Raw genomic sequence first — 26,715 nt, forward strand, 5'->3', positions numbered from 1 at the left:
TCTGACTGATGAGTGCTGAGCTCCAAGCCCTGAGCGATCATATCGCCTCGTCCCTCGGCGAGGCAATCGAGGATCGCGCCATTGCCTATAATGAGCTGACGGTCGTTGCCCGCCGCGAGGATATCGTGCAGGTGATCTCGTTCCTGCGGGATGATCCTCAGTGCCGCTTCGTCTGCTTCATCGATATCTGCGGTGCGGATTATCCGGCCCGCGAGAAGCGTTTCGACGTCGTCTACCACCTGCTGTCGCCTTACAAGAACAGCCGCATCCGGGTGAAGGTCGAGACGGACGAGGTGACCCCAGTCCCCTCGCTGGTCGAGGTGTTTCCGGCAGCGAACTGGTTCGAACGCGAGGCCTATGACCTCTACGGCATCCTGTTCTCAGGTCATCCGGACCTGCGCCGAATCCTGACCGATTACGGTTTCGAGGGTCATCCGCTGCGCAAGGACTTTCCGCTTACGGGCTATGTCGAGGTTCGCTACGACGACGGTCAGGGCCGTGTGGTCTACGAGCCGGTGAAGCTCAGCCAGGAATTCCGCAACTTCGACTTCCTCTCTCCCTGGGAAGGCACGGACTACGTGCTGCCCGGCGACGAGAAGGCCAAGGCATAAAGGCGGAAAGGGCCACCCATGGGCGAGCATAATATCCGCAACTTCACGATCAACTTCGGTCCTCAGCACCCGGCTGCGCATGGCGTGCTCCGCCTCGTGCTGGAGCTCGACGGCGAGGTGGTCGAGCGCGTCGATCCGCATATCGGTCTGCTCCATCGCGGCACCGAGAAACTGATCGAGTACAAGACCTACGTTCAGGCCAATCCCTATTTCGACCGGCTCGACTATGTCGCGCCGATGAATCAGGAGCATGCCTTCTGCCTGGCGACCGAAAAACTCCTCGGCATCGAGGTTCCGCGCCGCGCGCAGCTGATCCGTGTGCTGTTCTCGGAAATCGGACGTCTGCTTTCGCACCTTCTCAACGTGACCACGCAGGCCATGGACGTCGGTGCACTCACGCCGCCTCTCTGGGGCTTCGAGGAGCGTGAGAAGCTGATGATCTTCTACGAGCGCGCATCCGGCGCCCGCATGCACGCCAACTACTTCCGTCCCGGCGGCGTGAACATGGATATTCCGCCGGAGCTGATCGATGACATCGAGGCTTTTTGCGATCCGTTCCTGAAGGTGCTCGACGATCTCGATACGCTCGTCATGGGCAGCCGTATCTTCAAGCAGCGTAACGTCGACATCGGTGTCCTGACGCTCGAAGATTGCTGGAAGTGGGGTTTCTCGGGCCCTATCGTTCGCAGCTGCGGCGTTCCGTGGGACCTGCGCAAGTCGCAGCCCTACGAGTGCTACGAGGAGATGGAATTCGACATCCCCGTAGGCAAGAACGGCGACAACTACGACCGTCAGATCATCCGCATGGAAGAGATGCGTCAGTCCGTGCGCATCATGCGCCAATGCATCGACAAGCTACGGGCACCGGACGGACAGGGGCCTGTCACCACGCTCGACGGCAAGGTCGCTCCGCCCTCGCGTAGGGACATGAAGCGCTCCATGGAGGCGCTGATCCATCACTTCAAGCTCTACACGGAAGGCTTTCACGTCCCCGCAGGTGAGGTCTATGCCGCCGTTGAAGCGCCGAAGGGCGAGTTCGGCGTGTATCTTGTGTCGGACGGCACCAACAAGCCGTACCGCTGCAAGATCCGTGCTCCGGGTTTCGCGCACCTGCAGGGCATGGATTTCATGTGCCGTGGCCACATGCTGGCCGACGTCGCTGGCATCCTGGGTGCCATCGACATCGTGTTCGGTGAAGTGGACCGGTAAGTAAAAATCCGGACTCGATTTCAGGTCCGGCGCCACGCTCTGAAGAAAGCGTGATGGAAGAGTTCAAGTCGTGAATGGCCGGGTTCAAGCCCGGCCATGACGATGAGGAGAAGAGTCAAAATGGCCGTTCGTAAGCTCGCGCCTGAAGAATTGCAGCCCGAGAGCTTCGTGTTCTCGTCCGAGACGGAAGCTTTTGCTGAGCAGCAGATCGCCAAGTACCCGCCCGGCCGTCAGGCCTCGGCGGTGATCCCGCTGCTGTGGAAGGCGCAGGAACAGGCCGGTGGCTGGCTGCCGCGCAAGGCCATCGAGGCTGTGGCTACCCGGCTCGACATGCCCTTCATTCGCGTGATGGAAGTGGCGACCTTCTACACGATGTTCAACCTGGAGCCGGTTGGAAAATATTTCATCCAGTTCTGCGGCACCACGCCCTGCGTGCTGCGCGGCGCGGGCGACATCAAGAAGGTGCTCGAAAAGCGCATCGGCGACCAGAACCACGTCACTGCCGACGGCAAGTTCTCCTGGCTCGAAGTCGAATGCCTGGGCGCGTGCTGCAACGCTCCGATGGTGCAGATCAACGACGATTACTACGAGGACCTGACGACGGAGAACTTCGAGAAGCTTCTCGACGATCTCGCAGCAGGTCGTCCGGTGAAGACCGGTTCCCAGAACGGACGCAAGAGCTCCGAGCCGCTCGATGCCGTCAAAACCCTGCAGGATCCCTCGCTCTACGACGGTTCCCTGGTCGGTGCTTGGCGCAAGCGTTTCGAGGAGCAGGCCCAGCCTGCGGCTACGAGCGAGCCCGCTGCGGCCGCCGCATCCATTCCGCAGCAGGCTAAGGCTGCAAAGCCTGAAGCTGGCCGTCCCATCGAGAGCAACGCCGCCGATACGCCCGCCAAGCGCGCCAAGGAAGGCGAGGCTCCCGTGAACCCGGTCGACCAGAAGGAAGCGGCTGACCCGTCACGCGCGACCAAGGTCGAGCCGCGCACGGAAGACGCTGCCAAGCCTGCCCCGCAGAGCGGCAAGTCCTATGTGGCCTCGCCTGGTGAGGACGCTACGCCGACAAGCCCCACGACGCCGAACGCTGGTACGCCTCCGGCTGAAGCCCAGACGCGTCGCGACGGCAGCGAAAGCAAGCCGGGCGTGGTCGTCGACAAAGACAACAAGACGTCCTGAGGGGGAGTGAACTGAGATGCTTCACGATAGAGATCGCATTTTCACCAACCTCTACGGCTTCCATTCGCCGAGCCTCGACGCCGCGAAGATGCGCGGCGCGTGGGATGGAACCAAGTTCCTCCTCGAGAAGGGCCGCGACTGGATCATCGACGAGATGAAGGCATCGGGACTGCGTGGCCGCGGCGGCGCAGGCTTCCCGACGGGCCTAAAATGGTCCTTCATGCCCAAGCAGTCGGATGGCCGTCCGCATTACCTCGTCGTCAATGCCGACGAGTCGGAGCCGGGCACCTGCAAGGACCGCGAGATCATGCGGAATGACCCGCATCTTCTCATCGAGGGCTGCCTCATCGCCTCCTTCGCCATGGGTGCGCACGCGGCCTACATCTACATCCGCGGCGAATACATCGCCGAGAAGCATGCGCTCCAGCGTGCGGTGGACGAGGCCTATGCCGCGAAGCTCATCGGCAAGGACAACGTCCACGGCTATCCCTTCGACCTCTACGTCCACCATGGCGCAGGCGCCTACATCTGCGGTGAGGAGACGGCGCTCATCGAGAGCCTGGAGGGTAAGAAGGGCATGCCGCGCCTGAAGCCTCCGTTTCCGGCGAATATGGGCCTCTATGGCTGCCCGACCACGGTGAACAACGTGGAGTCTATTGCGGTTGCGGGCACGATTCTGCGTCGCGGCGCCTCCTGGTTCTCCGGCATCGGCCGGCCGAACAACGTGGGCACCAAGCTCTTCTGCGTGTCCGGTCACGTGAACAAGCCCTGCAATGTGGAAGAGGCCATGGGCCTGACCTTCCGCGAGCTGATCGACACACATTGCGGTGGCATCCGCGGGGGATGGGACAACCTGCTCGCCGTGATCCCTGGCGGTTCGTCCGTGCCTTGCGTGCCCGCCGATCAGATCATTGATGCACCGATGGACTTCGACACCCTGCGCAATCTGCGCTCCGGTCTCGGCACCGCTGCCGTGATCGTCATGGACAAGTCCACCGACATCGTCCGCGCCATCGCTCGCATCTCGTATTTCTACAAGCACGAGAGCTGCGGCCAGTGCACGCCGTGCCGCGAAGGCACAGGCTGGATGTGGCGCGTGCTCAACCGTATGGCCGAGGGCCGCGCCCAGAAACGCGAAATCGACATGCTGCTCGAAGTCTCGACCCAGATCGAAGGTCACACCATCTGCGCGCTCGGTGACGCGGCGGCCTGGCCGGTGCAGGGCCTGATCCGCCACTTCCGTCATGAGATCGAGAAGCGGATCGACGACTACGCGGCGAACCCGCATTCAGAATCCGTCATGATCGCGGCGGAGTGAGATAAAGATGGCTAAAATCATCGTTGATGGCGTCGAAGTCGACGTTCCCGCCGAATACACGCTGCTCCAGGCCGCCGAGGCCGCAGGCGCGGAAGTCCCGCGCTTCTGCTTCCACGAGCGGCTTTCGATTGCCGGCAACTGCCGCATGTGCCTCGTCGAGGTGAAGGGCGCGCCGAAGCCGGTCGCATCTTGCGCCTGGGGCGTACGCGATTGCCGTCCGGGTCCGAACGGCGAGCCGCCGGAAATCTCGACCAAGTCGCCGACCGTCAAGAAGGCGCGCGAGGGTGTGATGGAGTTCCTCCTGATCAACCACCCGCTCGATTGCCCGATCTGCGACCAGGGCGGCCAGTGCGACCTGCAGGATCAGGCCATGGCCTATGGCGTCGACACCAGCCGCTACCATGAGAACAAGCGCGCGGTCACCGACAAGTATCTCGGTCCGCTCGTGAAGACCTCCATGAACCGCTGCATTCACTGCACCCGCTGCGTGCGCTTCACCGCCGAGGTGGCGGGCGTGCCGGACATGGGCGCTCTGTGGCGTGGCGAGGACATGGAGATCACGAGCTATCTGGAAAGGGCGCTCGGCTCCGAGCTGCAGGCCAACATCGCGGATCTCTGCCCGGTCGGCGCGCTCACCCATAAGCCTGAAGCATTCCACTTCCGTCCGTGGGAGCTCACCAAGACCGATTCCGTCGACGTGATGGATGCGGTCGGCTCCTCGATCCGTGTCGATTCCCGGGGCCGCGAGGTCATGCGCATTCTGCCTCGTGTGAACGAGGCTGTGAACGAGGAATGGATCTCCGACAAGACCCGCCAGGTCGTCGACGGCCTGCGCCTGCAGCGCCTCGATCGTCCATTCGTGCGTGAAAACGGCCGTCTGCGTCCGGCTTCCTGGCAGGAGGCTTTCGCCGCCGTCGCTGCCAAGGTGAAGGGCACGTCGCCTCAGAAGATCGGCGCCATCGTCGGCGATCTCGTTGCGGTCGAGGAAATGTTCGCTCTGAAGCTCCTCATGCAGAGCCTCGGCGTCACGAACATAGACGCCCGCCAGGACGGCACCGTGCTGTCGCCGGCCTATGGCCGCGGCTCCTATCTGTTCAACACCACCATCGCGGGCATCGAGGATGTGGACGCGATCCTGATCGTGGGCTCTAATCCGCGTATCGAGGCTTCGCTCGTCAATGTGCGTATCCGCAAGCGTTGGCGCATCGCTCCCCCGCCGATTGCCCTCATCGGCGAGAACGCGGACCTGACCTATCCTTACGAATATCTCGGTGCGGGTCCCGATACCCTCGCCGAGCTGGTCGCAGGCCGGAACGGCTTCGTCGAGAAATTGCGCGCCGCCGAGCGTCCGCTGATCATCGTGGGGCAGGGTGCGCTCTCGCGTCCGGACGGTCTCGCGATCCTCTCCGCCGTTGCGCAGCTCGCTCGCGACGTGGGTGCGGTGAAGGACGGCTGGAATGGCTTCTCGGTTCTGCACACCGCAGCATCCCGCGTCGGTGCGCTCGATCTCGGCCTCGTGCCGGGCGAGGGCGGCCTGACCGCCCAGCAGATGGCTCAAGGCGCGGTGGAGGTGCTGTTCAACCTTGGCGCCGACGAGATTGATGTCGCCCCCGGCGCCTTCGTGATCTACCAGGGCACCCACGGTGATCGTGGCGCTCACCGCGCAGACGTGATCCTGCCGGCGGCCACCTACACGGAAAAGTCCGGAACCTACGTGAATACGGAAGGCCGAGTGCAGATGGCCAACCGCGCGGCCTTCGCGCCGGGCGAGGCCCGTGAGGACTGGGCGATCCTGCGCGCTCTGTCCGACGTGCTGGGCCATCGCCTGCCGTTCGACTCGCTCAACGCGCTGCGCGCCAAGCTCTATGCGGCTTACCCGCATTTTGCAGCCATCGAGACTATCCAACCGGCTGATACGGCTTCCGCCATCCAGGCGCTTGCCGGCATCGGCGGCACCGCCGGCCGCGAAGCGTTCTCGAGTCCGGTGAAAGACTTCTACCTGACGAACCCGATCGCCCGCGCCTCCGGCGTCATGGCCGAGTGCTCCGCACTCGCCCGTGAGCTGAAGCTCGAAGCGGCCGAGTAAGAGAGGAGCGGATCATGGAAATGGGAGATATCCTCCTCGCAGTCGCGATCATGCTGGGCAAGAGCCTGCTCATGCTCGTCGCGCTTCTCATCTTCATCGCCTATGCACTCTATGCCGACCGCAAGGTCTGGGCTGCGGTTCAGCTGCGGCGCGGTCCGAACGTCGTCGGCCCCTGGGGCCTGCTCCAGTCCTTCGCCGACCTCCTCAAGTTCGTGCTGAAGGAGCCGGTGATCCCGTCCTCGGCCAATAAGGGCATGTTCCTGCTGGCCCCCCTGGTGATGTGTACGCTGGCGCTCGCCGCCTGGGCGGTCATTCCGCTCAATGCCGGCTGGGCGATTGCCGACATCAACGTGGGCATCCTCTATATCTTCGCGATCTCGTCGCTCGGCGTTTATGGCGTCATCATGGGCGGCTGGGCCTCAAACTCGAAGTATCCGTTCCTCGGCGCGCTCCGTTCGGCGGCGCAGATGGTATCCTATGAGGTCTCCATCGGCTTCGTCATCGTGACGGTGCTCATGTGTGCCGGCACCCTGAACCTGTCGCAGATTGTGGAAGCGCAGAATACGCGCCTCGGCATCCTCGGCTGGTACTGGCTGCCGCTGTTCCCGATGTTCGTGGTGTTCTTCATCTCGGCCATGGCCGAGACGAACCGCCCGCCCTTCGATCTGCCGGAAGCTGAATCGGAGCTCGTGGCAGGCTACATGGTGGAATATTCCTCCACCCCGTACCTGCTGTTCATGCTCGGCGAATACGTGGCCATCATGACCATGTGCGCGCTCGGCACGATCCTGTTCCTCGGCGGCTGGCTGTCCCCGATCCCGTTCGCGCCCTTCACCTGGGTGCCGGGCGTGATCTGGTTCGTGCTGAAGGCGAGCTTCCTCTTCATTCTCATCGCCATGGTGAAGGCCCTGGTGCCGCGCTATCGCTACGATCAGCTCATGCGCCTGGGCTGGAAGGTATTCCTTCCGCTGTCTCTCGCCATGGTCATCATCGTGGCGGGCGTGCTGATGGCAACCGGCCTCGCGCCGGGTATGCGCTAAAGGAGTTTGGCGACATGAAGATCGCTCAGTTCTTCAACGCCCTTCTGTTGAAGGAATTCGTGGCCGGATTCGTCCTGACCACGAAGTACTTCTTCAAGCCGAAGGCCACGCTCAATTATCCGTTCGAGATGGGCCATCGCGGTCCGCGCTTCCGGGGTGAGCACGCGCTGCGCCGCTACCCCAACGGGGAAGAGCGCTGCATCGCCTGCAAGCTCTGCGAGGCGATCTGCCCCGCTCAGGCCATTACCATCGAGGCCGGTCCGCGCCGCAACGACGGAACCCGCCGCACCACGCGCTACGACATCGATATGGTGAAGTGCATCTATTGCGGCATGTGCCAGGAGGCCTGCCCGGTGGACGCCATCGTGGAAGGGCCGAATTTCGAGTTCTCGGTGGAGACCCGCGAGGAGCTTCTCTACGACAAGGCCAAGCTGCTTGCGAACGGCGAGCGCTGGGAGCGGGAAATCGCCCGTAACATCGCGAAGACCGCACCTTATCGCTAACAACCGCTTCCTGCCCGCAAAGGGCAGGGGGCAAGCATGTCCGGCGGGTTGTTCCTGTCGGGTTCGGAATCTATAGACAGGCCGTCAGATTCGTACGGCCACGTCGGAAGGGGCCGCTCTTAGGGCGGCTTGTGTTTGAGCATGACGGTTACCGCCGCCTTCTTCTATCTGTTCGCGACGATTACGATCGCTTCCGGTTTCATGGTGATTGCCTCGCGCAATCCCGTGCAGTCGGTGCTCTTCCTCATCCTGGCCTTCGTCAACGCGGCGGGCCTGTTCCTGATGATGGGAGCCGAATTCCTCGCGATGATCCTGGTCATCGTCTATGTGGGCGCGGTCGCGGTGCTCTTCCTCTTCGTCGTCATGATGCTCGACGTTGACTTCGCGGCGCTCCGCCAGGGCTTTCTGCAGTACCTGCCGTTCGGAGCCCTGATCGGCATCGTGCTGCTGATCGAGCTGATTTTCGTGGTGAGCGCCTATGTGATCGACCCGGGCCTCATCCGCACGCCAGCCGTTCCGATTCCAGCTGCTGACGTGATGACCAACACCGAGGCGCTCGGCCAGGTGCTCTACACCCGTTACTTCTACTTCTTCCAGACCGCCGGCCTGATCCTGCTGGTGGCCATGATTGGCGCCATCGTGCTGACGCTTCGCGAGCGCGTCGGCGTGCGCCGTCAGGACATCACGAAGCAGAACGCCCGCACACAGGAAACCGCCGTCGAGGTTCGGAAGGTTCCCTTCCGCCAGGGCATCTAAGGAGACACGCGATGGTTATCGGACTGGGCCATTATCTCACCGTCGCCGCCGTGCTCTTTACGCTCGGCGTGTTCGGCATCTTCATCAACCGGAAGAACGTCATCGTCATCCTGATGTCCATCGAGCTCATCCTGCTCTCGGTGAACATCAACATGGTGGCCTTCTCGACACATCTGAACGACATCGTCGGCCAGGTCTTCGCTCTGCTGATCCTCACGGTCGCGGCGGCAGAGGCGGCCATCGGCCTAGCCATTCTGGTGGTCTTCTTCCGCAACCGCGGCTCCATCGCGGTTGAAGACGTGAACATGATGAGGGGCTAAGCCCTAACGGCAAAGTAGACGACAATGTACCACGCAATCGTTTTTCTGCCGCTCGTCGGCTTCCTCATCGCAGGCCTCCTTGGGCGCGTCATCGGTGCCCGACCGAGCGAGATCATCACCACGGCGCTGCTTGCCGTGGCGGCGGTGCTCTCCTGGGCGGCCTTCATCCATGTGGGCTTTGGCGAAGAGCCGATGACCCGCGTGCAGGTGGCCCAGTGGATGTCCGTCGGCGACCTTCAGGTCGATTGGGCGTTCCGCATCGACACGCTCACCGCCATGATGCTGGTGGTGGTCAACACCGTGTCGGGGCTCGTGCACCTCTACTCCATCGGCTACATGCACGAGGATCCGCACCGTCCGCGCTTCTTCGCGTATCTCTCTCTCTTCACCTTCGCCATGCTCATGCTGGTGACGGCGGACAATCTTGTCCAGATGTTCTTCGGCTGGGAAGGCGTGGGCCTGGCGAGCTACCTGCTCATCGGTTTCTGGTACAAAAAGGACTCGGCCAATGCGGCGGCCATGAAGGCCTTCATTGTCAACCGCGTCGGAGACTTCGGCTTCCTGCTCGGCATCTTTACCCTTTTCGTGCTGTTCAACGGCGTCACCTTCGATGCGATCTTCCCGCGCGTCGGGGAGTTCGCCAATGCCCGTTTCACCTTCCTCGGCATCGAGTGGCACGCCCTGACGATCGCCTGCCTGCTGCTCTTCATGGGCGCCATGGGCAAGTCGGCGCAGTTCCTGTTGCACACTTGGCTGCCGGACGCGATGGAAGGCCCGACCCCGGTCTCCGCGCTCATCCACGCCGCCACGATGGTGACCGCCGGCGTGTTCATGGTCGCGCGCCTGTCGCCGGTCTTCGAATATGCGCCTGCCGCTCTGACCGTCGTGACGGTGATTGGCGGCATCACGGCCTTCTTCGCCGCGACCGTGGGTCTCGTGCAGAACGACATCAAGCGCGTGATCGCGTATTCGACCTGCTCGCAGCTCGGCTACATGTTCGTGGCGCTCGGCGTAGGCGCCTACAGCGCCGGTGTGTTCCACCTCTTCACGCACGCCTTCTTCAAGGCTCTCCTCTTCTTAGGGGCTGGCTCGGTCATCCATGCCATGCACCACGAGCAGGACATGCGGAACATGGGGAACTTGCGCCGCTATATCCCGCTGACCACAGCGATGATGGCGATCGGCACGCTCGCGCTCACCGGCTTCCCGTTCACAGCAGGCTATTACTCCAAGGATGCGATCATCGAGGCGGCCTATGCCTCGCATAATTCGGCAGGCTCCTTTGCCTTCCTTGCAACTGTAGTCGCAGCCTTCATGACCTCGTTCTATTCCTGGCGTCTGTTCTTCATGACCTTCGAGGGCAATGCGCGCTGGGCGAATTCCCACCACCATGCTCCGAGCGATCATGAAGGGGTCGAGCACGACGAGCACGGTCATGACGTGGAGCCCGCCACTCACGCCCAGCATGAGCACGGCCACCATGGGGCTCATACGCCTCACGAGAGCCCGCTGGTGATGGTGCTGCCGCTCGTCGTGCTGGCTATCGGTGCCGTCTTTGCCGGCTACCTCTTCCACGAGGCGTTCCTGGGCGAGGGCTATCAGGAGTTCTGGAAGGGCGCGCTCTTCACTGGGCCGAACAACCACATCCTCGAGGAGATGCACCATCTGCCGGGCTGGGTTCCACTGCTCCCAACCCTCATGATGATCGGTGGCTTCGTGCTCGCCTACTACATGTACATCATCGACGCCAAGCAGCCGGCACGGCTCGCGGCGGATCACCCGATCTTGTACCGTTTCCTGCTCAACAAGTGGTACTTCGACGAACTCTACGACGCGATCTTCGTGCGTCCCGCCATGGCCATCGGTCGCTTCTTCTGGCGCACAGGCGATCAGAAGATCATCGACGGGCTCGGGCCTGATGGCATCTCCGCCCGGGTGCTGGACGTGACGCGCGGCGCAGTGCGGTTGCAGTCCGGCTACGTCTATCACTACGCCTTCGCAATGCTGATCGGCGTTGCGGCTCTCGTGACCTTCTATCTCTTCAGGGGAGCCCACTAATGCTCGGCTTCGGCATCCTCTCTGGCCTTCTCATCCTGCCGCTGGTCGGTGCGGCCTTCATCCTGACGCTGCGTGGTGACAGCGAGGCGACCCGCTCCAACGCACGCTGGGCGGCGCTTGCCACCACGCTCGCGACCTTCGTCCTCTCGCTCGTGGCCTGGGGCCGCTTCGACACGGCAACCGCCAGCTTCCAGCTGGTCGAGAGCCACGCCTGGCTGACGGAAACCATTCGCTACAAGCTCGGCGTCGACGGCTTCTCCATGCCGCTTATCCTGCTCACCACGTTCCTGATGCCGTTCTGCATCCTCGCTTCGTGGGAATCCATCGGGCACCGGGTGAAGGAATACTACGTCGCCTTCCTCGTCCTCGAGACCACCATGATCGGCGTGTTCTGCGCGCTCGATCTCGTGCTCTTCTACCTGTTCTTCGAGGCGGGCCTCATTCCGATGTTCCTCATCATCGGCATCTGGGGCGGCAAGCGGCGCATCTACGCCAGCTTCAAGTTCTTCCTCTATACGCTGCTCGGTTCGGTGCTGATGCTGCTCGCCATCATGGCCATGTACTGGCAGGCGGGCACCACGGACATCCCGACGCTGCTCGCGTTCAAGTTCCCGTACAACCTGCAGATCTGGCTATGGCTGGCCTTCTTCGCCTCCTTCGCCGTGAAGATGCCCATGTGGCCGGTCCATACCTGGCTGCCTGACGCACACGTGGAGGCGCCGACGGCCGGCTCCGTGATCTTGGCGGGCGTGCTCCTGAAGATGGGCGGCTACGGCTTCATCCGAGTGTCGCTGCCGATGTTCCCCGACGCCTCGGTGTATTTCTCGGCCCTGGTCTTCGCTCTCTCGATCATCGCGATCATCTACACCTCGCTGGTCGCGCTGATGCAGGAAGACATCAAGAAGCTCATTGCCTATTCCTCGGTGGCGCATATGGGCTTCGTGACCATGGGCCTGTTCAGCATGAACGAGCAGGGCATCCAGGGCGCCATGTTCACCATGGTTTCCCACGGCCTGGTTTCCGGCGCGCTCTTCCTTGGCGTCGGCGTGATCTACGACCGGATGCATACCCGCGAGATCAAGGCCTATGGCGGCCTCGTGAACCGCATGCCCATGTATGCAGTGGTGCTCATGATCCTCACCATGGCCAACGTTGCGCTCCCGGGCACATCGGGCTTCATCGGCGAGTTCCTGACCCTCATGGGTGCGTTCCGCTCCAATACCTGGGTGGCCTTCTTCGCCGCCACGGGCGTGATCCTCTCGGCGGCCTATGCGCTCTGGCTTTACCGCCGGGTGGTCTATGGAGAGCTGGACAAGCCCGCGCTTCAGACCATCACGGATCTGAACCGTCGCGAGATGATCATCTTCGCGCCGCTCATCCTGCTGATCATCTATTATGGCGTACAGCCCGGCCCAATCCTCGACGCCTTTGCGGTGCCGACGGATCAGCTCCTGAAGAGTGTCCAGGCCGCGCTCACCACTGTTAAAACGGCGGCTCTCACCGCACACTGAGGTCATGATGAACCCCGTCCTCACCATTCCCGCTTTCGGACCCGTTTTGCCGGAGATCATCCTGGCAGCGGGCGCTCTCGTCCTGGTTCTCTTCGGTGCAATCCGCGGAGAGCGCTCCGGAGAGAGCATGAACATCATCGCCCTCGCTCTTCTGGCCGTTACCTTCGTAGCGGTACTAATGCTGCCCGGCGAGCGCATCGAGACCATGAACGGCTCGTTCGTGATCGACGGATTCGCGAAGTTCATGAAGTCGCTTACCCTCGTTGCCTCGGCGGGCGGTGTGATCCTCTCCATGGATTACATGCGTCGCGAGGGCATCAGCCGCTTCGAGTACCCGATCCTGATCGTGCTCTCGACGCTCGGCATGCTGATGGTGATTTCGGCGAACGACCTGATCGCTCTCTATCTGGGGCTCGAGCTGCTCAGCCTCTCGTCCTACGTGATCGCCGCCTTCGACCGCGACAACGTGCGCTCGACGGAAGCTGGCCTGAAGTATTTCGTGCTGGGTTCGCTGTCCTCGGGCATGCTGCTCTATGGTGCGTCGCTGGTCTATGGCTTCACCGGCACCGTATCGTTCCCGGCGATTGCTGGCGTACTTCAGGGCCAGGTAGGCATCGGCGCGATCATCGGCATCGTGTTCGTCGCCGCCGGTATCGCCTTCAAGATCTCCGCCGTTCCGTTCCACATGTGGACGCCGGACGTGTACGAAGGCTCGCCGACCCCGGTGACTGCCTTCTTCGCCGCCGCTCCCAAGATGGCCGGCATGGCGATGGCCACCCGTGTGTTCATCGATGCCTTCCCGAATATCGTCGGCCAGTGGCAGCAGATCATCGTCTTCATCTCCATCGCTTCCATGGCGCTGGGTTCTTTCGCGGCCATCGGCCAGCGCAACATCAAGCGCCTGATGGCCTATTCCTCCATCGGCAACGTGGGTTATGCGCTGATCGGACTTGCCACCGGCACGGTCGAGGGCATTCAGGGCGTCGTCGTCTATATGGCGATCTACCTCGCCATGACGCTCGGCACCTTTGCCGTCATCCTCGGACTTCGCCGCGGCAAGGTGATGTTCGAGAACATCGAAGATCTGTCGGGTCTTGCCCGCACGCATCCGGTCCTGGCCTTCTGCCTCGCGATGATGATGTTCTCGCTTGCGGGCATTCCGCCGCTCGCTGGCTTCTTCGCGAAGTTCGCGGTGTTCAACGCGGCCATCAACGCCAACCTCGTGGCACTCGCCATCATCGGTGTCGTGACCAGCGTGATCGGCGCTTACTATTACCTTCGCATCGTGAAAGTCATGTACTTCGATGAGCCCGCTGCCACCTATGACACGATGCCTGCCGGCGTGAAGCTGGTGCTGGCTCTGTCCAGCATCTTCGTGGTGCTGTTCGGCATCGTTCCGGCTCCGCTGGTTGCGGCTGCGGGCGCCGCTGCGCGTTCCCTGTTCTGATGGTGAATCTGTCGCCGGAAGCCGAGGCCGCCGGTTATCGGCTCATCTCGCTCGAAGCGACAGAATCGACCAACGATGATGCGCTCCAGGCTGCGCGCTCCGGCGATCCGGGTCAGCTGTGGATCGTGGCGGCCGAGCAGCACGCGGGCAGGGGACGGCATGGCCGGCAATGGTCATCGCCTCCAGGCAATCTCTATGCCAGCCTTGTGCTGATCGATCCTTGCGAGCCGCAGCACGCTCCACAGCTCGGCTTCGTCGCCGGGCTCGCCTTGCACGAGGCGATCGAGACAGTCACGGGTGTGAGCGCTCCTCGTCTTTCCCTGAAATGGCCGAACGATCTCTTACTGGATGGAGCGAAGGTTTCGGGCCTCCTCCTCGAAGGGCACCGGCTCCAGGGCAGCGGGCCCCTTGCGATCATCATCGGCATGGGCGTGAACGTAGCCTTTGCCCCAACCGGCACGCCGTATCCAACCAAAGCCTTGCAAAGCGTGAGACCCGGATTGACACGTGATGATGTGTTCCAGGCCCTGTCTGCAAGCTTCGCCCAGACCTTTTCCGCCTGGCGCAATGCGGCGCGCATGAACGCCAACGACCCGTTCGGGCCCATCCGGCGGCTCTGGCTGGAGCGGGCGGCAGGGTTAGGGCAGGAGGTGACCCTTCGCCTTCCGTCCGGCGAGAAGCGCGGTATCTTCGAAGGGCTCGATCGGTTCGGTCGCCTGCAGCTGAAAACGGTCTCAGGGGCGGAACTCATCGATGCAGGCGATCTTTATTTTCCTCAATTGCTGCACGAATAGCCAAGCCCTAGAGCTGGCATGACAGGGTCTCAATCAAGCATGGCATCCCCCCAGGACGAATTGGTGTTTCTGCCCCTCGGCGGGCTTGGCGAAATCGGTATGAACGCCGCCCTCTACGGTTTCGGGCCGGAGACGGACCGGCAGTGGATTCTTGTCGATTGCGGCATGGGCTTCGGCGGCGAGGAGCAGCTTCCGGGGATCGACCTCGTCTATCCCGACCTTCGCTTCATCGAGGAAGAACGTCACAACCTGCTCGGCATCTTCATTACCCATGCGCACGAAGATCACATCGGCGCGCTGGTCGAGATGTGGCCGCGCCTGCGCGCGCCGGTCTATGCCACGAAGTTCGCCATTGGCCTTCTGGAAACGCGCCGTTTGTCCGAATCGGATGCGCCAAAGATCGAGCTCAACGAGATCGTACCCGGTCAGCGCCTGAAGCTCGGCGCCTTCGATATCGAATACGTGCCCGTTGCTCACTCGATTCCGGAATCGAATGCGCTCGCCATCCGTACGCCGCATGGCCTCGTCGTGCACACGGGCGACTGGAAGCTCGACCCGACGCCCTATCTCGGCAGCCTTACCTCGGAAGAGACCTTCCGGAAGTTGGGTGAGGAGGGCGTTCTCGCCCTCGTCTGCGATTCCACCAACGTGGTACGCGAGGGCACGAGCCCGAGCGAAGCCGATGTTGCCAAGAATCTCGCCGCTCTCATCAAGGACGCGCCGCATCGCGTCGCCATCACGACCTTCGCCTCCAACGTTGCCCGCATCCGCTCGGTAGCGGAAGCGGCGCGCGAGTGCGGGCGTGACGTGGTGGTGGTTGGCCGAGCTATGGATCGCGTCGTCGATGTCGCACGGGAGTGCGGTTATCTCGACGATCTGCCGGAGTTCCGTTCGGCCGAAAACTTCGGCTACATGCCGCGCGACAAGGTCGTTGCCGTTCTCACCGGCTCCCAGGGTGAGCCTCGCGCGGCGCTTGCGCGGATTGCCTTCGACGAGCATCCTGACATCGCATTGTCCGCAGGTGACCGCGTGATCTTCTCGTCCCGTGCGATTCCCGGCAATGAGAAGGCTGTGGGCGCCATCATCAACAGCCTGATCGAGCAGGGCATCGAGGTCATCACCGATCGCACGGAACTCGTGCACGTATCCGGGCACCCGCGGCGGGGCGAGCTTGCACAGATGTATGAGTGGACGAAGCCGCGCATCGCCATCCCCGCTCATGGCGAGCCGCTGCATCTGGCCGAGCACGCCAAGTTCGCGCGCCAGCAGGGCGTACCGGAAGTGGTGCGCGCGAAGAATGGTACCCTGGTGCGTCTGGCTCCCGGCAAGGCGGAGATCATCGACAACATCCCGGCAGGTCGCGTCTACAAGGACGGCAACATCGTCATTCCGGCCGGCGAGCGCGCTTTGCTGGAACGCCGCAAACTCGCCTTTGCCGGTATCGTGACAGTGGCGATTGCCATCGACGATCGAGGCGAGATCGCAGGTGATCCTGTGGTGGATGCCATGGGGCTTCCTGAGAAGAACCGGCAGGGGCGGGATCTCACCGACATCATCGCCGACACAGTGGCCGATACACTCGATGGTCTCCCCAGGGCCAAGCGTCGCGATCCGGAGGCGGTCGAGAACGCCGTCCACCGGGCGGTTCGCGCCGCCGTCAATCAGGAATGGGGCAAGAAGCCGGCCTGTCATGTCCTTGTGATCGAGGTATAAGCCGGCCGAGATTTACTCGAAGGGGAAGCCAACATGCTCGGTCGTTTGAACCACGTTGCCATTGCTGTGCGCAATATCGCGGCGGCTTCAAAGCTCTACCGCGACACTCTCGGGGCCGAGGTATCCGAGCCGGAGGCGCTTGCAGAGCATGGGGTCACGGTCGTGTTCATCACTCTGCCGAACACCAAGATCGAGCTTCTGGAGCCCCTCGGCGCAGATTCGCCCATCGCCAAGTTCCTGGAGAAGAACCCGGATGGCGGCATTCATCACGTCTGCTACGAGGTGGAGGACATCCTCGCGGCGCGGGACCGGCTTGTGAATTCCGGGGCCAGGGTGCTGGGTTCGGGCGAGCCGAAAATCGGAGCCCATGGCAAGCCGGTGCTTTTCCTGCATCCGAAGGACTTCAACGGTACCCTCATCGAACTTGAGCAAGCCTGAGGACAAGTTGTTGATAAGATTTGTAAAAGCTCTGGCATTCTCGCTGTGGTCCACGCTCGCCGTCGTGGTTGTTGTCTCTGCCCTTGCCGTCGCCATTGCCGTCAACGTCTTCGGCCTGCGTGTGGCCGGAGGGCTCGCTCTTTACTTCGTGATTTGGTGGATCCTGCTTTTCGCCATCCTGCCCTTCGGCGTCCGCAGTCAGGCGGAAAGTGGAGAGGTCGCGGCTGGGACGGAGCCGGGAGCTCCGGCGGTCCATGGGCTCCAAGAGAAGGCGATTTGGACGACGCTCGTGGCATCCGTCGTCCTGGTGATCGCGGCCGCCGTGTTCCCGCTGGCGGGGCTTTGAGGATTTAGCCCCGGAGCTTTCATCGTCATGCCCGGTATCGCCCCTGGACATCCGCATTTAAACCCTGCTTGCCCCAGACGGGATGATGCCTTGAAGAAGGGGAGAAACAAAAGAAAAAGCAAGGCTTTCGCCTTGCCTGAACTGCCTTTTGGCGTTGTTTAGATCCCTGGCTTTTTGGCGCCGGCGCCTGCTTGGCGCTAGGAGATCGCGTTCCTCCCGAAACTCGGACCGCAGCCTCTGCCTCTTTGAAGGTCTGAGACGTTAGCTGCTCGTTTATATGTGACTTACCTTACGTTGTCATCTTTTTTAGGCACTCTGTGATGCATTTTGCGACACTTGTTGTATCAATCTTTGGTCTAATCCATTGCGTCGCAGGCCGGGACAAGCAATGGCAGCTTGTGTTTTCGCTATGGCCTGTGTTGTGTGCTGGAAACGAGTCGTGACTCACTGTTCCATTCCTGACCGAGACTGAAGGCGTCCTATGCGTTTGAGCCGCTATTTCCTCCCCATTCTCCGCGAGACGCCGAAAGAGGCGGAGATCGTCTCCCATCGCCTGATGCTGCGCGCCGGCATGATCCGCCAGGAGGCTGCGGGCATCTATGCCTGGCTGCCGTTGGGCCTGAAAGTGCTTAACAAGGTCAATGCCATCGTCCGCGAGGAACAGAACCGTTCGGGCGCCATCGAGCTGTTGATGCCCACGATCCAGTCGGCGGATTTGTGGCGCGAATCGGGCCGCTACGATGCCTATGGCAAGGAGATGCTGCGCATCCAGGACCGTCACGAGCGCGAGATGCTCTTCGGCCCCACCAATGAGGAAATGATCACGGAGATCTTCCGGGGCTACGTGCGTTCCTACAAGGACCTGCCGCTGAACCTTTATCACATTCAGTGGAAGTTCCGTGACGAGGTGCGCCCGCGCTTCGGCGTCATGCGCTCCCGCGAGTTCCTGATGAAGGACGCATACTCCTTCGACCTGGATCAGGCCGGTGCCGTCCATTCCTACAACAAGATGTTCGTGGCCTATCTTCGCACCTTCGCCCGAATGGGCCTGAAGGCGATCCCGATGCGCGCCGATACCGGCCCCATCGGCGGCAACCTGAGCCACGAATTCATCATCCTTGCCTCCACTGGCGAGAGTGAGGTGTTCTGCCACGCGGATTATCTCAGCTACGAGATCCCGCCGGCCGACACCAATTTCGACGACATTCCGGGCCTCCAGAGCACTGTCGACAAGTGGACAGCGCTCTACGCCGCGACTTCGGAAATGCACGATCAGGCTGCTTTCGATGCCGTCCCCGCCGACAAGAAGATGTCCGCACGCGGCATCGAGGTGGGACACATCTTCTATTTTGGCACCAAGTATTCCGATCCCATGGGCGCGAAGGTCATGGGGCCGGACGGGCAGGAGAAGCCGGTCCATATGGGCTCCTACGGCATCGGCCCGAGCCGTCTCATCGCCGCCATCATTGAAGCGAGCCACGACGAGAACGGCATCATCTGGCCGGAGGCCGTGGCGCCGTTCGATGTGGCTATCCTGAATCTGAAGGTCGGCGATTCCGGCACGGATGCCGCGAGCGAGCGCCTCTATCGTGAGATCTCCGCCGCCGGCCGCGATGTGCTCTATGACGACCGCGACGAGCGTCCGGGCGGAAAGTTCGCCACTGCCGATCTCATCGGCGTTCCGTGGCAGGTGCTGATCGGGCCGAAGAGTCTCGCCGAGGGCAAGGTGGAGCTGAAAAACCGCGCCACCGGCGAGCGTGAGCTTTTGTCGGTCGATGATGTGGCCGCGCGGCTGACGGCACATAAATAAGCGTCCATGGCTAAAGAAGCACCGACCGGAACCAAGCCTTTCTCGCTCTTCGAGTGGATGCTCGCCGGGCGTTATTTACGCACGCGGCGGCGGGAAGGGTTTGTTTCGGTCATCGCGGGCTTCTCGTTCCTCGGCATCATGCTTGGCGTCGCCACGCTCATCGTGGTGCTCTCTGTCATGAACGGCTTCCGCAAGGAGCTGCTCGACAAGATCGTAGGTATCAATGGCCACATCTTCGTGGCGCCTATCGAAAGGCCGTTGACCGATTATCCGGAGGTATCCGCGCGCATTGCCGCCGTTCCCGGCGTGAAGCGGGCGATCCCGCTCGTGGAAGGCCAAGCCTTCGGCTCCTCGCAATATAGCGGCAGCGGCGTGCTGGTGCGTGGCATCCGGTCGAATGACCTGCGCCAGATCGAACATATCGCCGGCAATATCCGCCAAGGCTCGCTCGACAAATTCGATGAAGGCGAGGGCGTCGCCATCGGCCGCCGTCTTGCGGAGGCCTTGTCCATCCAGGCGGGCGATACCCTGACGCTGATCACGCCACGCGGCGCCGCAACGCCCTTCGGCACCGCGCCACGCGTGAAGGGCTATCCGGTCAAGGCCGTGTTCGAGATCGGCATGTCGGAGTTCGATTCCACCTTCGTTTTCATGCCGCTCACCGAGGCGCAGAACTATTTCAACCGCCAGGGCGACGTGCAGCTGATAGAGGTCTATCTCAACGATGCCGACAAGGTGGACGAAGCCCGTGCCGCCATCGAAGAGGCAGCAGGCAGGCCTGTTCTCATGACTGATTGGCGGCAGCGCAACCGGACATTCTTCGGGGCGCTGGAGGTGGAGCGGAACGTGATGTTCCTGATCCTTACGCTGATCGTTCTGGTCGCCGCCCTGAACATCATTTCCGGGCTCATCATGCTCGTGAAGGATAAGTCAAGCGATATCGCGATTCTGCGCACCATGGGCGCGACGCGCGGTGCGATCATGCGCATCTTCCTGATCACGGGAGCATCGATCGGGATCGTCGGCACGATTGCGGGTTTCGGGCTGGGGCTTCTTCTGGCGCTCAATGTCGAGACCATCCGCGATTTCATCTCGACACTCACGAGCACCAACCTCTTTCCGGCGGAACTCTATTTCCTGAGTCGCCTGCCGGCTGATGTGAACCCGGCCGAGGTCGCCACCATTCTCATCATGGCGATGGTCCTGTCGCTCCTGGCGACTCTCTATCCCTCCTGGCGGGCCGCGAAGCTCGATCCCGTCGAAGCGTTGCGTTACGGTTGATCATGGCGTCCGGACAAACCCAGCCCGCTCTCCACCTTTCCCAAGTCGAACGTCGCTATCCCCAGGGAGACACCTTCCTGGAGGTGCTGCGCGGGGCCGAGCTCGCGATCTGGCCGGGAGAGATCGTGGCCCTCATCGCGCCATCGGGCACGGGTAAATCGACACTCCTGCATGTGGCAGGCCTTCTTGAGAAGCCCGATGGCGGCGAGGTCTATGTAGGTGGCAAGCCCACGTCGCATATGAACGATCAGGAGCGCACACGCATCCGCCGTGAAGAGCTCGGCTTCGTCTATCAATTCCACCACCTGCTGCCCGAGCTGTCGGCCCTGGAGAATGTGGTGATACCACAGCTCATTCGCGGCTTATCGAAGCCGGAGGCCGAGGACCGGGCGAGCCAACTCCTGACCTTCCTCGGATTGGGCAAGCGCCTCAAGCATCGCCCCGGCGAACTCTCGGGCGGTGAGCAGCAGCGCGTGGCGATCGCCCGTGCGGTCGCCAATGCGCCGCGCCTCCTTCTGGCCGACGAGCCCACCGGCAATCTCGACCCACACACCGCGGACCGGGTGTTCCAGACGCTCGTCGCCATCGTGCGGGCTTCACGACTGGCGGCACTGATTGCCACGCACAACATGGATTTGGCCGCCCGCATGGACCGCCGCGTAACCATCCGCGATGGCCTGATCCTCCAGCTGCCTTAACTGGTTTTCCACAGCATCCGACAGCTGATGTCCCTAGGATAGCCAAGGGCACGCATTCGCGCGTCTTAAGGCTTTGTTGACTCCATCCGAACAGCCGGTCCACAGCCGCTTTACAAGGAACATTCAACGAACATAAATGAACGCATAGAGAACACGGAGATCCAACATGCTTCGCATCATCCTCGAAACCGCCGCTGAAATCACCTCTATCGCTATGTTCGGTTCTGCCGTGGCAATCTGGGCTCTGGTTCTGGCACCCGTCGCCTGATACCCGCAATCCACAAAGATCCACGGGATTCACAGGAAAGGTAGTCCTTCCCAAGCCCCGTTAGACATTCAGGGGCAAGAATCGTGGCAATATGCGCGCCATTCGTCGAGTAGAGTTTCATGGCGCGCATTCTCCAAGACATCGGCTTCGTCCACCTTCACGTGCATTCCTCGTATTCGCTGCTCGAGGGGGCCCTGAAGATCGCGCAGCTGCAGAAACTCGCCGCCGCCGACAAACAGCCCGCACTGGCGCTCACCGACACCAATAATCTCTTTGGCGCGCTCGAATTCTCGGAGAAGATGGCCGGTTCCGGCATTCAGCCAATCGCTGGCGTACAGCTCTCGGTCTGCTTTGAAGAGGCCGACCCCGTCGCCCGCGTGGTGCCGGCGCCTTCCAATATCGTGCTGCTCGCGCAGAATGAGGAGGGCTATCGCAACCTCATGCGCCTTGTCAGCCATGCCTATTTCGGCGTGCCGCTCGGCGAGGAGCCGCGTGTCGCCGCACCCATTCTCGCAAAGCACAGCGAGGGCCTCATTGCGCTCACCGGCGGCTTCACAGGGCCGCTCGATTGTGCGCTTCGCAACGGCGGTCGCCAGGAATTAGCGCAGGCGCGCCTCGACATTCTGAAGAACGCCTTCGGCCACCAGCTCTACGTGGAGATACAACGGCACGGCCTCGATGAGCAGCGGCTGGTGGAGGGCGAGCTGATTGGTCTTGCCGATCGCAACGGCCTGCCGATTGTCGCCGCCAATGAGCCGTTCTTCGCCTCGCCGAAGGATTACGAGGCGCATGACGCACTGCTCGCCATCGCGGAAGGCCAGATCGTCTCCAACGATGACCGTCGGCGTCTGTCGCCGGAGCATTACTTCAAAACACGCCAGCAGATGATGGAGCTGTTCTCCGATCTGCCGGATGCGCTGAATGCCAGTGTCGAAATCGCCATGCGATGCACAACGCGCGTGCGGACCCGCAAGCCTATCCTGCCGAATTTCGGCACCGGTCCCGATGCCGGGGCTCTCGACGAAGGCGAGGAGCTGCAGCGTCAGGCCGAGGAGGGGCTTGCCAAGCGTCTCGCAGCGCACGGCCCCGCGCCCGGCCTGACCGAGCAGGATTATCACGACCGTCTTGCGTTCGAGATCAGCATCATCCGCAAGATGAAGTTCCCCGGCTACTTCCTGATCGTGTCGGACTTCATCAAATGGGCGAAGGATCACGACATTCCGGTCGGCCCGGGCCGTGGTTCGGGTGCGGGCTCGCTGGTTGCTTACGCGCTCACCATCACCGATCTCGATCCGCTGCGCTTCAGCCTGCTGTTCGAGCGCTTCCTGAATCCCGAACGCGTGTCGATGCCCGACTTCGATATCGACTTCTGCGTCGATAACCGCGAACGCGTGATTGAATACGTGCAGAAGCGCTACGGCGAGGAGCAGGTCGCGCAGATCATCACCTTCGGTACGCTGCTTGCGCGCGGCGTAATGCGCGATGTGGGTCGCGTGCTCGAAATGCCCTACGGCCAGGTGGACAAGCTCACGAAGCTCGTGCCCCAGAACCCGGCCAATCCCGTGACGCTGGCACAGGCCATCGAAGGCGAGCCGAAGCTGCAGGCCGCGATCGAGGAAGAGCCGGTCGTCAAGCGCATGCTCGACATCGCTCAGAAGCTCGAAGGCCTCCATCGCCATGCGTCCACGCACGCCGCAGGCGTTGTGATCGGTGATCGTCCGCTGCAGGAACTGGTGCCGCTCTATCGAGATCCGAAGACCGGCATGCGCGTGACCCAGTTTAACATGAAGTGGGTCGAGCAGGCGGGCCTCGTGAAGTTCGACTTCCTGGGTTTGAAAACGCTCACCGTGCTGCGCACGGCGGTCGATCTGATCAAGCGCAAAGGCATCCACATCGATCTGTCGGCGCTACCGCTCGATGACCGCAAAAGCTACGAGATGCTCCGGCGCGGCGAAACGGTCGGCGTGTTCCAGGTGGAATCGGTGGGCATGCGAAAAGCCCTCGTCGAGATGGAGACCGACCGTTTCGAGGACATCATCGCCCTCGTCGCGCTCTACCGTCCGGGCCCGATGGCGAACATCCCGGTCTATTGCGCGCGCAAGCTCGGTAAGGACGAGCACAACAAGAAGGATTGGTATCCCCACGACAAGCTGGAACCGATCCTGCGCGAAACCTTCGGAATCATCGTCTACCAAGAGCAGGTGATGGAGGTCGCCAAGGTCCTCGCCGGCTACTCGCTCGGCGATGCAGACCTTCTGCGCCGCGCCATGGGTAAGAAGATCAAGGCCGAAATGGACGCTCAGCGCGAGCGTTTCGTGTCCGGCGCGGCCAAGGGCGGCCTCGAGAAGGCGAAGGCCAACGAGATCTTCGACCTGCTCGCAAAGTTCGCAGATTACGGCTTCAACAAGAGTCATGCGGCCGCCTACGCTCTTGTCGCGTTCCAGACTGCTTATCTGAAGGCAAATTTCCCGGTCGAGTTCATCGCCGCGTCCATGACGCTCGATCTCGACAATACCGACAAGCTCTCCGAATTCCGCCGCGAGGCCCAGCGTCTCGGCTTCAGGGTGATCCCGCCTTCCATCAACCGCTCGGGCGTGGTGTTCGATGTGGTCTATGACGAGGAGGGCAAGGGCTCAATCCTTTATGCGCTTGCCGCCGTGAAGGGCGTGGGGCGCCAGGCCATCGAGGCCGTGGTGGAGGCGAGGGGGGATAAGCCCTTCAAAGATCTCGCTGATTTCGCGCGCCGCATCAATCCGCGTGCGCTCAACAAGCGTACCATCGAGAACCTCATCGCCGCCGGCGCGTTCGACGAGCTGGAGCCGGACCGGGCGAAGGCCTGTGCCTCCATCGACGCCATGATGAGCCTCGCCCAGCAGGCTCACGAGGCGGCCAATGGCGGCATGGTCGATATGTTCGGCGGCATGAACGCGGCAGATGTGCAGTTGCGAATTCCTGCTTACGAGCCCTGGCCCTCGGCCGAGCGCCTGCAGCGGGAATACGACGCCGTCGGCTTCTTCCTCTCAGGTCATCCGCTCGATGAATACGGCGATCTTCTGCAGAAGTTGCGCGTCCAGACCTGGGTGGATTTCTGCCGCTCGGTGAAGGCCGGCAACTCGGTCGGCAAAGTCGCAGCCACCGTGCTCGACCGGCAGGAGCGCCGCACCAAGACCGGCAACAAGATGGGCATTCTCACCCTCTCGGATCAGACCGGGCAGTTCGAGGCCATCATCTTCTCGGAAGGGTTGATGCGCTATCGCGACACGCTCGAGCCGGGGACTGCCGTGCTGCTCATGCTCCAGGCGGGTGTCGAGGGCGAAGAGGTGAGGGCGCGCATCGGCACTGCCGAGCCTTTGGAGGAGGCCATCGCGAAGCACCAGAAGGGCATGCGCATCTTTCTGCGGGACGAGCGCCCCATCTGCAGCGTCTACGAGCGCCTGAGGGCGAAAGGAGAGGGCGAAGTCTCCCTGGTCCTCATTCTCGATGAAGGTGACCGCGAGGTTGAGGTGAAGCTTCCCGGCAAGTACATGGCGACCCCGCAGATTGCAGGCGCTCTCCGTGCCGTTCCTGGCGTGGTGGATGTGCAGATGAGCTAGCGTCAAAGCCGATCCGATTGCCGTCAGATCAGTGGATGATCAGAGCGGAGGTTCGGAAGCAATCCGCACGATGAGTTCAACATCTTGTGCGGTTACTCTCACTGAAATTGTTGGTATACTGATGAAAATTGGCCTGTCGAACTTCCGAGGATCGTGATCGCTTCCGCGGAAGCGTGAGAACGCCCTATGGCTCCTCGCCCAGCCCTTCTGTCGCTCGCGACCGCCGTTCCACCCTATATCCTGACACAGAGGGATATCGCAGTGGCTGCCCGGCAGGTATTCGGCGACCAATTTGGCGACTTCGATAAAGTTGTCCAGGTCTTCGAAACGGCAGGTGTCATTCAGCGCCATGCCGCACGGCCTCTCGAATGGTACCTGGAGCCGCATGGCTGGCCTGATCGGACGGAGGTCTACCTGCAGAGCGGTGCAGATCTCTTCGAGGAGGCGGCGCGCAAGGCTCTCGCCGCCGCCGGATTGAATGGGTCCGATGTCGACACGGTCATCACCGCATCCTCAACGGGAGTCGCAACACCAAGTCTCGATGCGTATCTGCTCGATCGGCTCGGCTTTCGTGAGGATGTGACGCGCATCCCGCTCTTCGGTCTCGGCTGCGCTGCCGGTGTGACCGGGCTGGCGGTCGCGACACGCCTGGCGGCAGCCTCTCCGGGAACCATCATCCTGTTCGTCACCGTCGAGTTGTCCACGCTGGCAGTCAGGCCCGACAAGCTGACCGCTGCGAACGTGGTCTCCACGGCTCTCTTCGCCGACGGCGCCGCAGCCCTCGTTATCAGGGCCGGAGATGGAGGCTTTGCCACGGCGCAGGGTTCCGGCGAGCATACCTGGCACGACACTCTCGACATCATGGGGTGGGATATCGACCCGGATGGGTTCGGCGTCGTCCTCGCGCGGGCGCTGCCGCCTTTCGCCGAAACCCATCTCGGACCCGCCATCGCTGGCATTCTTCAACGGCTCGATATCCCGATGTCGTCCATCGACCGCTTCGTGTGCCATCCCGGCGGACCGAAAATCATTACGGCACTCGAGCAGGTCCTTCATCTTGACCAAGGAACGCTCGACCATGAGCGGGAAATTCTTGCAACGCACGGCAACATGTCCGCCCCGACAGTTCTGTTCGTGCTGGAGAGAGTCCTGCGCGCTGGCCTGCCGCAGCGCTGCCTTCTGATTGCCATGGGGCCCGGATTCACGGCCACCTGCCTCGTCCTGGAACGCTGCTCATGAGTCTGGGCCTCGCTCTCCTGACTCTCGTAACGCTGCAGAGGATGGGCGAACTCGCCTGGGCTCGACGCAACACGCGGCGCCTCAAGGCGCGCGGGGCCGTCGAGGTCGCGCCGGGGCATTACGGGCTGATCGTCCTTGTGCACGCTGCATGGCTTCTTGGTCTCTGGATCCTGGCCTGGGATCGTCCTTTGGCGCTGGGCTGGGCGGGAGTGTACGTCGCCTTGCAGGTCGCGCGTTTCTGGGTTCTGGCATCCCTCGGCGAGCGCTGGACCACACGGATCGTCGTCCTGCCAAGGGCGCCGCTGGTTCGTACGGGACTATACCGGTTCATGAATCATCCGAATTATTGCATTGTCGCCGCCGAGGTCGCCGTTCTGCCCCTTGCTTTCGGGCTTATCGGATATGCCCTCCTGTTTTCCGTTTTGAACGCTGCCGTGCTGATGATTCGGATCCGAGCAGAAACGCGGGCCCTCAAAGAATTCTCTCAACCTCAGGCCACGTAG

Annotated in this window: 22 protein-coding genes; all 22 read left to right on the top strand. The window is 62.1% G+C overall.

The annotated features are described in order from the left end of the window. Positions 1-8: 8 nt before the first annotated feature. The 22 genes from ACUXUR_RS01765 to ACUXUR_RS01870 all read left to right on the top strand — a co-directional run bounded on the left by ACUXUR_RS01765 (position 9) and on the right by ACUXUR_RS01870 (position 26,715). Positions 9-611: an NADH-quinone oxidoreductase subunit C gene (locus ACUXUR_RS01765; RefSeq protein ID WP_445500605.1), complete on the top strand. Its 603-nt coding sequence runs from the start codon at positions 9-11 to the stop codon at positions 609-611. An 18-nt stretch (positions 612-629) separates the two neighbouring features. Continuing rightward, positions 630-1,820: an NADH-quinone oxidoreductase subunit D gene (locus ACUXUR_RS01770; RefSeq protein WP_445500606.1), complete on the top strand. Its 1,191-nt coding sequence runs from the start codon at positions 630-632 to the stop codon at positions 1,818-1,820. 120 nt (positions 1,821-1,940) lie between these two features. Further along, positions 1,941-2,993, top strand: coding sequence for an NADH-quinone oxidoreductase subunit NuoE (gene nuoE / locus ACUXUR_RS01775; protein ID WP_445500607.1), 1,053 nt, complete (start codon positions 1,941-1,943; stop codon positions 2,991-2,993). A 16-nt stretch (positions 2,994-3,009) separates the two neighbouring features. After that, on the top strand, positions 3,010-4,311 hold the full coding sequence (gene nuoF / locus ACUXUR_RS01780) for an NADH-quinone oxidoreductase subunit NuoF (protein WP_445500608.1): 1,302 nt from the start codon (positions 3,010-3,012) through the stop codon (positions 4,309-4,311). Between the two features lie 7 nt (positions 4,312-4,318). Continuing rightward, positions 4,319-6,397, top strand: a complete 2,079-nt coding sequence (gene nuoG / locus ACUXUR_RS01785) for an NADH-quinone oxidoreductase subunit NuoG (RefSeq protein ID WP_445500609.1) — start codon at positions 4,319-4,321, stop codon at positions 6,395-6,397. Positions 6,398-6,411: 14 nt separating this feature from the next. Beyond that, a complete protein-coding gene (gene nuoH, locus ACUXUR_RS01790) occupies positions 6,412-7,437 on the top strand; it encodes an NADH-quinone oxidoreductase subunit NuoH (RefSeq protein ID WP_445500610.1) in 1,026 nt (341 codons plus the stop codon). A 14-nt stretch (positions 7,438-7,451) separates the two neighbouring features. Beyond that, entirely contained in the window at positions 7,452-7,940 is a 489-nt protein-coding gene (gene nuoI, locus ACUXUR_RS01795) for an NADH-quinone oxidoreductase subunit NuoI (protein ID WP_445500611.1), read from the top strand. A 141-nt stretch (positions 7,941-8,081) separates the two neighbouring features. Continuing rightward, positions 8,082-8,696, top strand: a complete 615-nt coding sequence (locus ACUXUR_RS01800) for an NADH-quinone oxidoreductase subunit J (RefSeq protein ID WP_445500612.1) — start codon at positions 8,082-8,084, stop codon at positions 8,694-8,696. 11 nt (positions 8,697-8,707) lie between these two features. Further along, on the top strand, positions 8,708-9,016 hold the full coding sequence (gene nuoK, locus ACUXUR_RS01805) for an NADH-quinone oxidoreductase subunit NuoK (RefSeq protein ID WP_116529820.1): 309 nt from the start codon (positions 8,708-8,710) through the stop codon (positions 9,014-9,016). A 24-nt stretch (positions 9,017-9,040) separates the two neighbouring features. Continuing rightward, a complete protein-coding gene (gene nuoL / locus ACUXUR_RS01810; protein WP_445500613.1) occupies positions 9,041-11,074 on the top strand; it encodes an NADH-quinone oxidoreductase subunit L in 2,034 nt (677 codons plus the stop codon). Then, positions 11,074-12,585, top strand: a complete 1,512-nt coding sequence (locus ACUXUR_RS01815) for an NADH-quinone oxidoreductase subunit M (RefSeq protein WP_445500614.1) — start codon at positions 11,074-11,076, stop codon at positions 12,583-12,585. The genes nuoL and ACUXUR_RS01815 overlap by 1 nt, the downstream gene beginning before the upstream one ends. Before the next feature lie 7 nt (positions 12,586-12,592). After that, positions 12,593-14,032: an NADH-quinone oxidoreductase subunit NuoN gene (nuoN, locus tag ACUXUR_RS01820; RefSeq protein WP_445500873.1), complete on the top strand. Its 1,440-nt coding sequence runs from the start codon at positions 12,593-12,595 to the stop codon at positions 14,030-14,032. Next, the gene (locus ACUXUR_RS01825; protein ID WP_445500615.1) at positions 14,032-14,826 is read left to right on the top strand and encodes a biotin--[acetyl-CoA-carboxylase] ligase; all 795 of its coding nucleotides are present in this window, start codon (positions 14,032-14,034) and stop codon (positions 14,824-14,826) included. Before nuoN ends, ACUXUR_RS01825 begins: the two co-directional genes overlap by 1 nt. A gap of 39 nt (positions 14,827-14,865) precedes the next feature. Further along, positions 14,866-16,539, top strand: coding sequence for a ribonuclease J (locus tag ACUXUR_RS01830; RefSeq protein ID WP_445500616.1), 1,674 nt, complete (start codon positions 14,866-14,868; stop codon positions 16,537-16,539). Positions 16,540-16,572: 33 nt separating this feature from the next. After that, a complete protein-coding gene (gene mce, locus ACUXUR_RS01835) occupies positions 16,573-16,977 on the top strand; it encodes a methylmalonyl-CoA epimerase (RefSeq protein WP_445500617.1) in 405 nt (134 codons plus the stop codon). 10 nt (positions 16,978-16,987) lie between these two features. Beyond that, complete coding sequence (locus tag ACUXUR_RS01840; RefSeq protein WP_445500618.1) at positions 16,988-17,323, top strand: DUF1467 family protein; 336 nt, start codon at positions 16,988-16,990, stop codon at positions 17,321-17,323. A gap of 481 nt (positions 17,324-17,804) precedes the next feature. After that, positions 17,805-19,133 (top strand): proline--tRNA ligase, encoded by a 1,329-nt coding sequence (gene proS / locus ACUXUR_RS01845; RefSeq protein ID WP_445500619.1) that lies wholly within the window; start codon positions 17,805-17,807, stop codon positions 19,131-19,133. Between the two features lie 6 nt (positions 19,134-19,139). Further along, positions 19,140-20,414, top strand: coding sequence for a lipoprotein-releasing ABC transporter permease subunit (locus ACUXUR_RS01850; protein WP_445500620.1), 1,275 nt, complete (start codon positions 19,140-19,142; stop codon positions 20,412-20,414). 2 nt (positions 20,415-20,416) lie between these two features. After that, complete coding sequence (locus tag ACUXUR_RS01855) at positions 20,417-21,112, top strand: ABC transporter ATP-binding protein (RefSeq protein WP_445500621.1); 696 nt, start codon at positions 20,417-20,419, stop codon at positions 21,110-21,112. Positions 21,113-21,499: 387 nt separating this feature from the next. Further along, entirely contained in the window at positions 21,500-24,973 is a 3,474-nt protein-coding gene (dnaE, locus tag ACUXUR_RS01860) for a DNA polymerase III subunit alpha (RefSeq protein ID WP_445500622.1), read from the top strand. Positions 24,974-25,159: 186 nt separating this feature from the next. Further along, entirely contained in the window at positions 25,160-26,212 is a 1,053-nt protein-coding gene (locus ACUXUR_RS01865) for a type III polyketide synthase (protein ID WP_445500623.1), read from the top strand. Further along, the gene (locus ACUXUR_RS01870) at positions 26,209-26,715 is read left to right on the top strand and encodes an isoprenylcysteine carboxyl methyltransferase family protein (protein ID WP_445500624.1); all 507 of its coding nucleotides are present in this window, start codon (positions 26,209-26,211) and stop codon (positions 26,713-26,715) included. Before ACUXUR_RS01865 ends, ACUXUR_RS01870 begins: the two co-directional genes overlap by 4 nt.

The sequence above is a fragment of the Microvirga medicaginis genome (assembly GCF_052658925.1).

Bases quoted from the DNA above. Each gene is read 5' to 3' on its own strand.
- ACUXUR_RS01850 (WP_445500620.1), top strand. From the start codon at position 19,140: ATGGCTAAAGAAGCACCGACCGGAACCAAGCCTTTCTCGCTCTTCGAG.
- nuoN (WP_445500873.1), top strand. From the start codon at position 12,593: ATGAACCCCGTCCTCACCATTCCCGCTTTCGGACCCGTTTTGCCGGAG.
- ACUXUR_RS01765 (WP_445500605.1), top strand. From the start codon at position 9: ATGAGTGCTGAGCTCCAAGCCCTGAGCGATCATATCGCCTCGTCCCTC.
- nuoH (WP_445500610.1), top strand. From the start codon at position 6,412: ATGGAAATGGGAGATATCCTCCTCGCAGTCGCGATCATGCTGGGCAAG.
- nuoG (WP_445500609.1), top strand. From the start codon at position 4,319: ATGGCTAAAATCATCGTTGATGGCGTCGAAGTCGACGTTCCCGCCGAA.
- mce (WP_445500617.1), top strand. From the start codon at position 16,573: ATGCTCGGTCGTTTGAACCACGTTGCCATTGCTGTGCGCAATATCGCG.
- ACUXUR_RS01825 (WP_445500615.1), top strand. From the start codon at position 14,032: ATGGTGAATCTGTCGCCGGAAGCCGAGGCCGCCGGTTATCGGCTCATC.
- nuoI (WP_445500611.1), top strand. From the start codon at position 7,452: ATGAAGATCGCTCAGTTCTTCAACGCCCTTCTGTTGAAGGAATTCGTG.
- dnaE (WP_445500622.1), top strand. From the start codon at position 21,500: ATGGCGCGCATTCTCCAAGACATCGGCTTCGTCCACCTTCACGTGCAT.
- proS (WP_445500619.1), top strand. From the start codon at position 17,805: ATGCGTTTGAGCCGCTATTTCCTCCCCATTCTCCGCGAGACGCCGAAA.
- nuoF (WP_445500608.1), top strand. From the start codon at position 3,010: ATGCTTCACGATAGAGATCGCATTTTCACCAACCTCTACGGCTTCCAT.
- nuoK (WP_116529820.1), top strand. From the start codon at position 8,708: ATGGTTATCGGACTGGGCCATTATCTCACCGTCGCCGCCGTGCTCTTT.
- ACUXUR_RS01830 (WP_445500616.1), top strand. From the start codon at position 14,866: ATGGCATCCCCCCAGGACGAATTGGTGTTTCTGCCCCTCGGCGGGCTT.
- ACUXUR_RS01870 (WP_445500624.1), top strand. From the start codon at position 26,209: ATGAGTCTGGGCCTCGCTCTCCTGACTCTCGTAACGCTGCAGAGGATG.
- ACUXUR_RS01815 (WP_445500614.1), top strand. From the start codon at position 11,074: ATGCTCGGCTTCGGCATCCTCTCTGGCCTTCTCATCCTGCCGCTGGTC.
- nuoL (WP_445500613.1), top strand. From the start codon at position 9,041: ATGTACCACGCAATCGTTTTTCTGCCGCTCGTCGGCTTCCTCATCGCA.
- ACUXUR_RS01800 (WP_445500612.1), top strand. From the start codon at position 8,082: ATGACGGTTACCGCCGCCTTCTTCTATCTGTTCGCGACGATTACGATC.
- ACUXUR_RS01865 (WP_445500623.1), top strand. From the start codon at position 25,160: ATGGCTCCTCGCCCAGCCCTTCTGTCGCTCGCGACCGCCGTTCCACCC.
- nuoE (WP_445500607.1), top strand. From the start codon at position 1,941: ATGGCCGTTCGTAAGCTCGCGCCTGAAGAATTGCAGCCCGAGAGCTTC.
- ACUXUR_RS01770 (WP_445500606.1), top strand. From the start codon at position 630: ATGGGCGAGCATAATATCCGCAACTTCACGATCAACTTCGGTCCTCAG.
- ACUXUR_RS01855 (WP_445500621.1), top strand. From the start codon at position 20,417: ATGGCGTCCGGACAAACCCAGCCCGCTCTCCACCTTTCCCAAGTCGAA.